Source organism: Bacillus sp. PDNC022, from assembly GCF_016919285.1.
In the GTDB taxonomy this organism is placed as follows: domain Bacteria; phylum Bacillota; class Bacilli; order Bacillales; family Bacillaceae; genus Bacillus; species Bacillus safensis.
In genome coordinates, this window is the sequence record NZ_CP070345.1 from 2,908,169 (window position 1) to 2,920,542 (window position 12,374).

Below are 12,374 nucleotides of genomic sequence, written 5' to 3' on the forward strand. Positions count from 1 at the left end.
TTGTCTGCAAACACCATTCAATTAGAATCCATCTGTGACATCATATTCGTAACGGATATCGGCTTTGACATTGCTCATAGTAGATCTCGCTGTAGCCTTTGCGTTGTACTTAAAGCTCCATTTTTGCGCGACTTTTAATTGATCTTCCAGAGAAATACGGTAAGAACCACTTGTTGCAGATGAAAAAATAGATTCGTTCCAAATTTTGTTTATATCAGCCATCAGTTTGTGTGTGACATTTCCTTGGTTAGGCGATTGGGTACTAGTTGTGGAAATCGATTTAACGATTGCATTTTTAGGAATAGAAGAATTGTTCGTTAAATCCATTGTAATGATAGAAGAATCAACGCCTAAAAAATTTAAAGAAGAATTCCCCAAGTTGGTAGCAGTCCCCGTAAAATTGAATGTCCCATTTCCAGATTTAATACGATCTTGGATAGAAACAGTAAAGTACATATTCCCTGTATATGTACCACGGGTCACTTTCACAAAGTAAGTTTCTGAAGTTGAAGTAACTTCATCAGTATTAGCAAAAATAAAGGGTGTAATTGAATCAGGGTTAATGACTCTAGATCTCCCATCAGAATATTTCGAATTGTACACCTCGATTTTCATCCCCGTATATTGCTTATTATATGAACTTCGTACATAAACCCTTTCACCCTTATTGATCGTAAACTGATAATACGCTTCATTTTCACCTTCAGGTAAGATTGTCGTATCTGAACGACTATTTTTCCAATATCCCATTGAGCTGGCTGTGTTAGGGCTGTTATTCCCCGTAATAGCCGCTTCCGCTGAATTAGGTGCAAAAAAAATAGCAACAAGCACTAATACCAATGCAGGTAATAAAAAACGTTTAAAGATAGTATTTGTCATATTTTAACCCTCCTTGTAATAATTACTATATCGGATCAAAACTAACAAATTTTAACTGAAATGCCGATATATTTAATAATCACTATTTTTTTAAAAAAGGAGAATCAAAATGAATATTAATACGTCATACACGGCAGGTGTTTCAAACAATCAGAACCGAATCGATTATAAAGGTCAATCAGCTATTAAAAGTACAAATGAGGTGATGACCGAAGCTGATAAACGAATGAAAATATTAGATGAAAAATATCAAAAAATAAATGAACAAAATAAACGTTTCAAAGATCCTCATGGCCATATATTTGATAAGTATCGAAATCCAAACTCCCCTTATTTCAGAAATGATTTAACCAAACCGGAAAGAGAGGCGGCTTACTCTATTGAAATTGGATGGGCTAATAGTGGAACAGGAGGGCATTATAATTCTAATGATGCCGCATTCCGTAATGAAAAACGGTACGATCCTACCCAAGAAAGTGTAGAAAAGAAAATACTCAATCGCCAAAAAGTGAACGAACAATTACAAGATTTATTCTCTAAAAACGGTATAACCATTCCTAAAAACACAAATCTAACTTTTACCATTGACCCGAACAATTTTAAATTGGTGGTAAGTGGTTCAAAAGACGAATCGCTGATGAAACAAATAGAAGACTTATTAAATACAACCAACAATACAAGAGAACTATTTTTCCATATTATGAAAAGTAGAAATGATGATTCTACTCAATTCACACCTGATTCTCTGGCAAAGTTCCATCTTGTCAACCAAATCAAAACGGTTACAGGCTACAATTTAAAAGATTTAAGTATTGTAAACGGTCAATTTATAACGGATAAAGGAACGAATATTTTTGATATATACAAAGAAGATCTCCTGAAAAACCCATACACAGCAGAAAATGCACGAATTGCCGCTTCACATTACGGTGCACAGCTATTTGACCTAGCGAAAAACGGGTTTGATTCTATTCCCGATTTGGTGTTATCTATTGGTTACCAAAACGGGTCCTTATATGACATTGGACAAAAGGTGAATTACGGAGTATCAAAGTGAAGATAAATACATCGAACACGACAGATGTTCTAAATAAGCAGAACCTTCCGAACTTCAATAGCCATCCAGCTATTAAAAGTACAAATGAGGTGATGACCGAATCTGATAGACGGATGAAAATATTAGATGAAAAATACGAAAAAATAAATGAACAAAATAAACGATTCAATGATCCTCAAGACCATATATATAATAAGTATAGAAACCCTTACTCTTCTTATTTCAGAAGTGATCTAACAAAACCGGAAAGAGAAGCTGCTTACATTATGGAAATGAGTTGGGCAAGGAATAATAAAGGTGGACAATATGACTTTAATGATGCCATCTTCCGTAATGAAAAACGGTACGATCCTACCCAAGAAAGTGTAGAAAAGAAAATACTCAATCGGCAAAAGGTCAACGAACAATTACAAGGTTTATTCTCTAAAAACGGGATAACCATTCCTAAAAATACAAATCTCACTTTTACCATTGACCCGAATAATTTCAAATTAGTGGTGGGTGGTTCAAAAGACGAATCGTTGATGAAACAAATAGAAGACTTATTAAATACAACCAACAATACAAGAGAACTATTTTTCCATATTATGAAAAGTAGAAATGATGATTCTACTCAATTCACACCTGATTCTCTGGCAAAGTTCCATCTTGTCAACCAAATCAAAACGGTTACAGGCTACAATTTAAAAGATTTAAGTATTGTAAACGGTCAATTTATAACGGATAAAGGAACGAATATTTTTGATATATACAAAGAAGATCTCCTGAAAAACCCATACACAGCAGAAAATGCACGAATTGCCGCTTCACATTACGGTGCACAGCTATTTGACCTAGCGAAAAACGGGTTTGATTCTATTCCCGATTTGGTGTTATCTATTGGTTACCAAAACGGCTCCTTACAAGACATTGAGCAAAAAGAAAATTATGGAGTTAAGAAAACGATAGATTAGAAAAACGCACGCGAACATGCCACGTTGGAGCGACCACAAGTGTGAACGACACAAATCCAAATTCCATTAGTGATACAGAAGGACTCTATAACAATTGATGTTACGGGGTCTTTTCTATTGAAGGGCGTTGTTTCACTGTTCAACAAAACATCCTCATGGTAATTTTGACTATAGTCGATGTTTTTCACTTTTTTATTGATGAAAATGTTAAAATGATGAGTAGCGTATTTTTTTATGAAAGGACGGTGCTTGGCATGACGGAACTTCTCGATGACCGGCTGCCGCCGCAAAATATAGAAGCCGAGCAGGCCGTATTAGGTGCTGTTTTTTTAGAACCATCCGCGCTAACGCTCGCTTCTGAGGTATTAATTCCAGAGGATTTCTATAGAATGTCGCATCAAAAGATTTACAATGCGATGCTTGTACTTGGCGATAGAGGAGAACCGGTCGATCTTGTCACGGTGACTTCTGAGCTTGCCAATACAGATTTACTAGAAGAGGTAGGCGGGATTTCGTATTTAACCGACATTGCGAACTCTGTCCCAACTGCCGCAAACATTGAATACTATGCAAAAATTGTAGAAGAGAAATCCATTTTAAGACGTCTGATCCGTACGGCGACAACCATTGCACAGGATGGGTATACGCGTGAGGATGAAGTAGAAGACCTGTTGAGTGATGCTGAAAAGACCATTATGGAAGTGGCACAGCGTAAAAACTCAGGAGCTTTTCAAAACATTAAGGACGTTCTTGTTCAAACATACGATAATATTGAACAGCTTCATAACCGCAAAGGCGATATCACAGGGATTCCAACGGGTTTCTCTGAGCTTGACCGAATGACAGCTGGATTCCAGCGAAATGATTTAATCATTGTAGCGGCTCGTCCATCAGTAGGGAAAACAGCCTTCGCATTGAATATCGCCCAAAATGTCGCGACCAAAACGGACGAAAGTGTCGCCATTTTTAGTTTAGAGATGGGTGCGGAGCAGCTCGTCATGCGTATGCTTTGTGCAGAGGGGAATATTAATGCACAGAACCTAAGAACCGGTAATCTGACAGAAGAGGACTGGGGCAAGCTGACAATGGCGATGGGCTCGCTGTCAAACAGTGGGATTTTCATTGACGATACACCTGGAATTAGAGTAAGTGAAATTCGCTCGAAATGCCGCCGATTGAAGCAAGAAAATGGTCTTGGCATGATCCTGATTGACTACTTGCAGCTCATTCAAGGGAGCGGACGCTCAAGCGATAACCGTCAGCAAGAGGTTTCTGAAATCTCTAGGGCATTAAAATCGCTGGCAAGGGAGCTTGAAGTTCCGGTTATTGCTTTGTCTCAGCTTTCACGCGGGGTAGAGCAGCGTCAGGACAAACGTCCGATGATGTCCGATATTCGTGAATCAGGAAGTATCGAGCAGGATGCCGATATCGTGGCATTCCTTTATCGTGATGATTACTATGACAAAGAATCAGAGAATAAGAACATTATTGAAATCATTATTGCCAAACAGCGTAACGGTCCAGTTGGTACAGTATCACTGGCGTTCGTCAAAGAATATAACAAATTCGTCAACCTGGAAAGAAGATTTGACGATGCGGGTGTTCCGCCCGGTGCTTAAAGCCCAGCTCAATAAGCTGGGCTTTTTTGATTGATCTACATCGAAAGAATGATTGAAAAAACAATCAAAATGAGGAGGAGAGAGAAAAAGAGAGAGCGTATACTAAAAGGAGAAAAGGAGTGAAGACTGATGAAATTTCAACAGTTTGAAGCCGCTCAATTACGTATCGCACGCCCAACCGTCAACATGAAAGAGGTTGTTTCCTTTTATGAAGAAGGCTTAGGGCTCAAACGAATAGGCTCATTTGATCAGCATGAAGGGTACGATGGTGTGATGCTCGGGCTGCCTCACCAGCATGTTCATTTAGAAATCACCAAACATCAAGAAGAAGACAGCCTGCCCGTCCCGCATCCAGAACAGCTGCTTGTTTTCTATATTCCGGATGCAGAGGAATTTCAGCAAATGAAAGAGAGATTGATCTCATTTGGCGGACGGCATGTCACCTCAACGAATCCATACTGGGACCGGGGAGGAGCAACCATTGAAGACCCAGATGGGTATCGAGTTGTGCTGATGAACACAGATGGCATCACCCCTGTTTAAAAAAAGACTCCCATGCCCGGGAGTCTTTTCTGTTATGAACGAGGTGTGACACGCAGTTTCAGCTCTTTCAGTCCATACATGCTGCTGCTGGTCATCGGAACGTAAGAGAGGAGCTCTAGCGCCTCATATCGTTCTATGAGAATCTTTATAGCTGTACATGCTTCAAGACGTGCCAGTGGTGCGCCAAGACAGAAATGGATACCGTGCCCGAAACCAATATGAGGATTAGGGTGGCGGTGTATATCGTATTCATGTGCGTTTGAAAATTGACGCTCATCTCGGTTGGCGGAAGCAAGAAACACAATCACATTGTCTCCCTTTTTCAACACTTTCCCTCCAAGCTCTGTATCTTTTGTGACATAACGAACGATCGCAGGAGCTGGTGCACGAAAACGGACAGCCTCTTCCACCGCACGTGGGATGAGTTCAGGAGATTGGGCGAGCGCTTCATATGCACCCGGCTGTTCTAACAAGCTGAACATCATATTGGAGATCAAGTTGGTGGTTGTTTCGTTGCCGGCTAAAAGAAGAAGATTACAAAATGGAATGAGTTCATCCGCTGACAGTTTGTCTCCATTCTCCTCCGCTTGAATAATGAGAGAAATCAAATCATCACCAAGGTTGTGACGTTTCTTTTCAATGGTGTCTGCAAAAAACGCCATCATGTCAGCTTCCCCTTTGTCACGTGTTTTCTGCCATTCAGCTACATCCTTCTCACTTTCACTTTTAGGCATGCTGACGAGAATATCTGACCATTCTTTAAAAGATTGTTTATGCTCTGACGGCACACCTAAAAGCTTTGCAATGACAATGACAGGAAGCGGATAGGAAATGTCTTGCACTAGGTCAATCTCTTTTTTTCCTTCAAGTTGTGCCATCAGTTCATCCATTAATTCATGAATACGAGGCTCCCACAATTTCATGACTCGAGGGGTAAAGGCTTTGCTGACAATGGAGCGGATGCGAGTGTGATTGGGAGGGTCCATCATCACCATTGTTTTCATCAGTGAATGCTTCCGCTGGTTTTTAGGAGGCTGACTCGAAAAGGTATCTTTATCGATTGTCACGCGCTTGGCTTCCTCGTAGGTGAATACACTCCACGTTCGGCTGGCTTCGTCAAAATGAACAGGTGATGTCTGGCGCATGTTGGCATACCAATCAAATGGGTGATATGGGTCCTGCTTGTTTTTTCCTCTTAATAACGTTTTTTGCACGGCACTTGGGGACGTTGTTTCCATGATCATCACTCCTTATAGGTTGTCAGATGCTGCCTTTTTTTCATTGTGTTAGATTAAAGTTAATTCATCAGCCTGGAGGATTCAACCAACAGAAAAGCGAAATCTGTTGAAGAAAATAGGAAGGGGAGAGCGGCTTGTGGCGGATTGCTACAGAGGGGATAAGCGCGCAACGGAATCAAAGCAGCAATTAAAAAAAGCATTATTTCAGTTATTAAACGAGAAAGAATGGGGGAAGATTTCTGTACAGGATTTGACCAAAGCGGCAGGCATCCACCGCACGACCTTTTATCAGCATTATGAGGATAAATTTGATCTTGCCCAGCAGGTGATGGATGAGATGTTTGATGTGATGAAGTGTGCCATTTTTGCGCCTGTACAAGAAGATGATTTAGAAAAAGAGCATCCGGCATATGTATATATTTTTCGATTTTATCAGCATTTGCAAGAACATGAAAAGGAGTATCAAATTCTCTTGAAACGAGGGCGAGAGCTCAATATTCATGAAACGGTTCGGGCTTTTTTTGAAGAAAGCTTTTCTTTGGGGAAAGAGGGGGTTGCAGGCTCAAAGCCTGCTCCGCATATCGTTCCTATCGACATGCAGAAGCAATTCGTTATTTCTGCTTACGTTGGAACGGCTGAATGGTGGCTGAGGACAGGTAGACCGTATTCACCAGACTTTATGGCAAAGTCGATGATTCATTTAATTGAAAATCAATAGAAAGTAAGAACTATCAAAAACGTTGGTTTTACTCAAAATCTCACTTTTTAAGCGCTGAAGATGTGAGTAAAGCGCTTTTTCTCACATTTAAAACGAACAAAATTCGATTTCGAGATATTAATGTTCGGATTTCACGTTGACTTTTTCGTTGTGCATTGATAAAATAAATGTGTTTGAAAGAGATAACGTTTTGAAAGGTTAACGGAGGTGCACGATATGTCTTCAGTAGTCGTAGTAGGTACGCAGTGGGGTGACGAAGGGAAAGGGAAAATTACCGATTTCCTTTCAGAAAATGCAGAGGTGATTGCCCGTTATCAAGGGGGAAACAATGCAGGTCACACGATCAAATTTGATGGAGTGACATACAAGCTACACCTCATTCCATCCGGTATTTTTTATAAAGAGAAAACTTGTGTCATCGGTAATGGAATGGTGGTTGATCCTAAAGCGTTGGTCACTGAGCTTGCGTATCTTCACGAACGGAATGTGAGTACAGATAACCTCAGAATCAGCAATAGAGCCCATGTTATTCTGCCTTACCATTTAAAATTGGACGAGGTAGAAGAAGAGCGGAAAGGGGCTAACAAGATCGGCACGACGAAAAAAGGAATCGGACCAGCTTATATGGACAAAGCAGCCCGCATCGGTATCCGCGTCGCAGATCTATTAGATCGTGAAGTATTTGAAGAGAAGCTTGCACGTAATCTAGAAGAGAAAAATCGTCTTTTAGAGAAAATGTATGACACAGAAGGCTTCAAGATTGAAGATATTTTAGATGAGTATTATGAATATGGCCAGCAAGTGAAAAAATATGTCGTAGACACATCTGTTGTTTTGAATGATGCACTAGATGAAGGCCGCCGCGTGTTATTTGAAGGAGCACAAGGGGTAATGCTTGATATCGATCAAGGGACATATCCATTTGTGACGTCATCTAACCCAGTAGCTGGAGGCGTGACGATTGGTTCTGGCGTAGGACCAACGAAAATTCAACATGTGGTCGGCGTGTCAAAAGCGTACACAACACGTGTTGGAGATGGCCCATTCCCGACAGAACTCCACGATGAAATAGGTGATCAAATTCGTGAGGTTGGCCGTGAATACGGTACAACAACTGGACGCCCGCGCCGTGTCGGCTGGTTTGACAGCGTTGTTGTCCGTCATGCACGCCGTGTGAGCGGAATTACAGATTTATCTCTTAACTCAATTGATGTACTGACAGGGATTGAAAAATTGAAAATCTGTGTCGCTTATAAATTGAATGGAGAAATCACAGAGGAATTCCCAGCAAGCCTAAATGAATTAGCGAAATGTGAGCCTGTCTACGAAGAAATGCCAGGATGGACAGAGGATATTACAGGCGTGAAGAACTTAAGTGAGCTGCCTGCAAATGCCCGCCATTATTTAGAGCGCATTTCACAATTAACAGGTATTCCACTTTCCATTTTCTCAGTCGGACCAGATCGTTCACAAACGAACGTTGTCCGCAGCGTGTACCGTCCATAAGAATAGATTGATGAAGCACCAGTAAAATCTCGCATTTTACTGGTGTTTTTTTGTTTAAATATTCCTTAATTTCAGTAGAACGGACTTCCGGTCATTACCAAAATATGATAACTGTATAGGAGGAAGGAGCGTTCTAGTGAAAGAAAGAATACGATTATTAGATATTTTACGAGGTTTTGCCATACTAGGCACCTTGGGAACGAACGTCTGGTTTTTTGCGTATGCAGGAGATACCTTTGCGACAGATCAGATTGCGGATGAATATGAAAATGGCAGTTTTCTAGAAAGTCTTGTCTCCATGTTCGTTTATGGAAAAATGCTCTCGCTGCTCACGATCATGTTTGGTGTTGGATTGGAGTTGAAATACCAGCAGGCAAAAAGGAAAAACACGACTTGGCCGGGTACTTATTTATGGATTCTTTTATTTTTATTCATCGAAGGCTTTGTCCATTTTGCGCTTGTGATGGAATATGATGTGCTCATGAGCTATGCCGTTACTGGGCTGCTTGTGGCTTACATTGTACGGGGAGGCAGCAGGCGCATCAAAAAGGGCATGATTTTTTCAGGGGTGATTCATCTGCTCGTTATGTCATGTCTGATGCTGTACTCCCTCTCTGAAATGGAGTCAGCGTCCGATGATCAAATCGGTGAACCGGCGCTGGAAGAGCAGCTGCCAGAGACATGGATCTCGCAGGTTCAAGAACGGTTACAATACTTCTTCATGTACCGAGCAGAAGCGATTTTTATCATTCCAATGAACACATTTCTGTTTTTATTAGGTGTGCGGATGATGAGAGCTGGTGTATTTTATGCAAATGAACGCGGACAATCTCTCCGGAAAATTTTGTTCCGAATCGGACTGTGGATTGGTCTGCCGCTGAATGCACTAGTTTTCGTACCGAACGATCTAGTGGAATTTGTGGTGCGCTACGTCTTTTCACCATTCCTCTCTATTTTCTATATAGCTGTCATTGCGAAGCTCCTCGCACGCACGGAGTCATGGTTCATGTGGACTTGGTTTGAATATGTAGGGAAAATGGCGCTTAGCTGCTACATCCTGCAAAATATCATCTGCTCCATTCTTTTTTATAGCTGGGGATTGGGGCTCGGCGGTCAAATCAATGCGCCTCTTATTGTATTGGCATGGCTGTTGATTTCACTTCTGCAAATCGCGATTTCAGCTTGCTGCTTAAACGTCTGGGGAATCGGGCCAATGGAATATATCCGTTCACGGGCACTTCGCCGGGTGACGATGAAAAAAGCAGCATAAAGGGGATAGACACAATGTTTTTTAAAAAAATGACGAAAAGAGAACAAGCGAATACACATAAAGCAGCTGTAACAGCATTTGTCTTTTATCTTCTCGCATTAGGAGGGCATGCGCTGTACATGTATTTCCAGGGTAATAAACCACCCGTCACTTTTGTCATTCTCATGGCGGGTCTCTTTGTTTTTTTCACCGCAGATTGGCTATATAATAAAAAGCGTTCATAAAAAAAGCCCTCATTACGAGGGCTTTTTCCTTACTTCAGGCTTTTATATTGGCCTTTTAAATTTTTACGGATGTACTGGATGATTTTGCGTAGTTCGTTGGCGTGCGGTCTGCCAAACGGACTTGTTTGTCTTTGCTGATAGAGCACTTGACCTTTTTCATTTAATAAGAAATAAGCGGGTTCACCGTGTACCCCGTGGTCTTCATATGGGGCATCTTCCCCGTGATAGTGGACTTCATATGCTTTTAATGAGGTGAGATCATGGTCATACATGATCGGGAAGGACAGTCCCTCTTTATCCGCAAATGCCTTCAAGTCATCAGGGTTATCCGTTGAAATCGTCATCAAGTGAATATCCTTGTCCTGAAAGTATGATTGCTGCTGTTCAAGCTCTTTTAATTCTTCGACACATACCGGGCACCAAGATCCTCTAAAGAAAACGATCAGATGCCAGCTTTGATGCTCCTCTAAATGTTTGTCGAAATCAATGTGATCGCCCTGTATTGTTGGAAGTGAAAAGTTGGGCATTTTATCTCCTAATTTGAATGAACTCATACTGCTTCCTCCTTTTTCAATGACAATGTCACTTGTTACATGTATAGCCATTTTTGAGCGGCCTGAAACGTGTCTATGTGCTTGAGCAGGCAGAGGTCACTCGAAAAGGCGTATCAAATGAAGGCGGTTGCAGAAGTGGGGGCTTTGATAGGAGATATTTAAATCCGACACTTTTTTTAAAAAATGTCGAAAAACGTATTGCCATATGTAATTATTCTATGATATTATAAATCTCGTTGTTGCAAAGGTCTCTGAAACTTGTTAGGATGCGATGTTCCAGCTTTTTTAAAGCGATTGGTTTGACGCAATACAACTTCTTCAGATTTACTTTTCACAAACCGAGAGCCATTAGCTCAGTTGGTAGAGCATCTGACTTTTAATCAGAGGGTCGAAGGTTCGAGTCCTTCATGGCTCACCATGTATTGGCCCGTTGGTCAAGCGGTTAAGACACCGCCCTTTCACGGCGGTAACACGGGTTCGAATCCCGTACGGGTCATTGATTTACTTTAGCGTTAAGCTAATTTTTTCCTCACTTGCTTGAAGGAGCACCACGATTGCTTTTTCAGGCAAGTTACTGAGGTCCGGTAGTTCAGTTGGTTAGAATGCCTGCCTGTCACGCAGGAGGTCGCGGGTTCGAGTCCCGTCCGGACCGCCATTTATACATATTCATCTTTTTGATGATGGCTCGGTAGCTCAGTTGGTAGAGCAACGGACTGAAAATCCGTGTGTCGGCGGTTCGATTCCGTCCCGAGCCACTTCCAAACGCATCTGCAATCGCAGGTGCGTTTTTATTATGAAAAGAAGGCATAAAAAGGGAGAAGCCGGACCTAGGTAGGGCCCGGCTCCATAAGAAGAAGACGTTACATCTATATAGACGGCTGGTGATTGGAAAAGTTTCAATAAAAAAGGAAAAAGTCATCAATTTCTTTGAGCGGCTCCTTCCTATCCAACGTTTACTAGAAAAGAAAGCCGTTATTATTTTTATCTTTGCCTCGTAAAACGTTATAATAGACAGTGAGCCTTTTTTTCGCAAACGGAAAAGGTGTAATGTGAGATGCAAAATGGAATGACATAGATGCTAAAAATGCAGGAGGAAATCACAATGGAAAAAAAGATTCTTGTCGTAGATGATGAAAAACCGATTGCTGATATATTGGAATTTAATTTAAGGAAAGAGGGCTATGAGGTTCATTGTGCATATGATGGAAACGAAGCCCTTGAAATGGTAGAAGAAATCAAGCCGGACATTATTCTGCTCGACATTATGCTGCCGAATAAAGATGGTGTTGAAGTATGCCGTGAAGTGAGAAAGAAATATGATATGCCGATTATCATGCTGACAGCAAAAGACTCTGAAATTGATAAAGTTATCGGCCTTGAGCTTGGCGCAGATGATTATGTGACGAAACCTTTCAGCACGCGTGAGCTGCTTGCCCGCGTGAAAGCGAATTTGAGAAGACAAACCGCTGCTCCGCAGACGGAGGAAGAATCTGAATCAAATGATATTGAGGTTGGATCACTCGTCATTTATCCAGATGCGTATGTGGTGTCTAAGCGCGAGGAAACGATTGAATTGACACACCGTGAGTTCGAACTGCTTCATTATTTAGCGAAACATATCGGACAAGTCATGACACGTGAGCACTTGCTGCAAACTGTATGGGGCTACGATTACTTCGGAGATGTCCGTACAGTAGACGTCACAGTCCGCCGTCTTCGTGAGAAGATTGAAGACAATCCTAGCCACCCGAGCTGGATTGTGACAAGACGAGGCGTCGGCTACTATTTAAGAAACCCAGAGCAGGACTAAGAT

The 12,374-nt window shown here is 41.4% G+C and carries 12 protein-coding genes and 4 tRNA genes; 13 read left to right on the forward strand and 3 right to left on the reverse strand.

Going from position 1 to position 12,374, the window contains the following annotated elements; translation table 11 throughout:
- Positions 1 to 21 precede the first annotated feature (21 nt).
- Positions 22 to 879 carry a hypothetical protein gene (locus JVX94_RS14900; RefSeq protein ID WP_144484235.1) on the reverse strand — a complete coding sequence of 286 codons (858 nt, stop codon included), beginning with the start codon at positions 877 to 879 and terminating at the stop codon, positions 22 to 24.
- A 109-nt stretch (positions 880 to 988) separates the two neighbouring features.
- On the opposite strand from JVX94_RS14900, the gene JVX94_RS14905 reads away from it, so the two are divergent.
- The 4 genes from JVX94_RS14905 (at position 989) to JVX94_RS14920 (ending at position 5,051) form a co-directional block, all read left to right on the forward strand.
- Positions 989 to 1,936 (forward strand): DUF4885 family protein, encoded by a 948-nt coding sequence (locus JVX94_RS14905; RefSeq protein ID WP_205183608.1) that lies wholly within the window; start codon positions 989 to 991, stop codon positions 1,934 to 1,936.
- The gene (locus JVX94_RS14910) at positions 1,933 to 2,889 is read left to right on the forward strand and encodes a DUF4885 family protein (RefSeq protein WP_205183610.1); all 957 of its coding nucleotides are present in this window, start codon (positions 1,933 to 1,935) and stop codon (positions 2,887 to 2,889) included. Before JVX94_RS14905 ends, JVX94_RS14910 begins: the two co-directional genes overlap by 4 nt.
- Before the next feature lie 254 nt (positions 2,890 to 3,143).
- Positions 3,144 to 4,508: a replicative DNA helicase gene (gene dnaB / locus JVX94_RS14915; RefSeq protein ID WP_003214779.1), complete on the forward strand. Its 1,365-nt coding sequence runs from the start codon at positions 3,144 to 3,146 to the stop codon at positions 4,506 to 4,508.
- 129 nt (positions 4,509 to 4,637) lie between these two features.
- Entirely contained in the window at positions 4,638 to 5,051 is a 414-nt protein-coding gene (locus JVX94_RS14920; protein ID WP_197197502.1) for a VOC family protein, read from the forward strand.
- 32 nt (positions 5,052 to 5,083) lie between these two features.
- On the opposite strand, the gene JVX94_RS14925 is transcribed toward JVX94_RS14920, so the two are convergent.
- The gene (locus JVX94_RS14925) at positions 5,084 to 6,289 is read right to left on the reverse strand and encodes a cytochrome P450 (RefSeq protein ID WP_205183612.1); all 1,206 of its coding nucleotides are present in this window, start codon (positions 6,287 to 6,289) and stop codon (positions 5,084 to 5,086) included.
- Positions 6,290 to 6,425: 136 nt separating this feature from the next.
- Between JVX94_RS14925 and JVX94_RS14930 the strand changes: the two genes are divergently transcribed.
- From JVX94_RS14930 to JVX94_RS14945, 4 genes are all read left to right on the forward strand, one after another.
- Positions 6,426 to 7,007, forward strand: a complete 582-nt coding sequence (locus JVX94_RS14930) for a TetR/AcrR family transcriptional regulator (RefSeq protein ID WP_144471593.1) — start codon at positions 6,426 to 6,428, stop codon at positions 7,005 to 7,007.
- 216 nt (positions 7,008 to 7,223) lie between these two features.
- Positions 7,224 to 8,513: an adenylosuccinate synthase gene (locus tag JVX94_RS14935; RefSeq protein ID WP_034283601.1), complete on the forward strand. Its 1,290-nt coding sequence runs from the start codon at positions 7,224 to 7,226 to the stop codon at positions 8,511 to 8,513.
- Between the two features lie 136 nt (positions 8,514 to 8,649).
- Positions 8,650 to 9,783 carry a DUF418 domain-containing protein gene (locus JVX94_RS14940; protein ID WP_144471595.1) on the forward strand — a complete coding sequence of 378 codons (1,134 nt, stop codon included), beginning with the start codon at positions 8,650 to 8,652 and terminating at the stop codon, positions 9,781 to 9,783.
- A 14-nt stretch (positions 9,784 to 9,797) separates the two neighbouring features.
- Positions 9,798 to 10,007 (forward strand): hypothetical protein, encoded by a 210-nt coding sequence (locus JVX94_RS14945; protein ID WP_095410012.1) that lies wholly within the window; start codon positions 9,798 to 9,800, stop codon positions 10,005 to 10,007.
- Between the two features lie 29 nt (positions 10,008 to 10,036).
- On the opposite strand, the gene JVX94_RS14950 is transcribed toward JVX94_RS14945, so the two are convergent.
- Positions 10,037 to 10,561, reverse strand: coding sequence for a peroxiredoxin family protein (locus tag JVX94_RS14950; RefSeq protein WP_095410011.1), 525 nt, complete (start codon positions 10,559 to 10,561; stop codon positions 10,037 to 10,039).
- Between the two features lie 342 nt (positions 10,562 to 10,903).
- Between JVX94_RS14950 and JVX94_RS14955 the strand changes: the two genes are divergently transcribed.
- The 5 genes from JVX94_RS14955 (at position 10,904) to yycF (ending at position 12,371) form a co-directional block, all read left to right on the forward strand.
- Positions 10,904 to 10,979 (forward strand) — tRNA-Lys (locus tag JVX94_RS14955).
- Between the two features lie 6 nt (positions 10,980 to 10,985).
- Positions 10,986 to 11,057 (forward strand) — tRNA-Glu (locus JVX94_RS14960).
- Positions 11,058 to 11,139: 82 nt separating this feature from the next.
- A tRNA-Asp gene (locus JVX94_RS14965) sits at positions 11,140 to 11,216 on the forward strand.
- Positions 11,217 to 11,243: 27 nt separating this feature from the next.
- Positions 11,244 to 11,316, forward strand: a tRNA-Phe gene (locus JVX94_RS14970).
- Between the two features lie 347 nt (positions 11,317 to 11,663).
- Positions 11,664 to 12,371, forward strand: a complete 708-nt coding sequence (yycF, locus tag JVX94_RS14975; RefSeq protein ID WP_024424030.1) for a response regulator YycF — start codon at positions 11,664 to 11,666, stop codon at positions 12,369 to 12,371.
- The last annotated feature ends 3 nt before the right edge of the window (positions 12,372 to 12,374 follow it).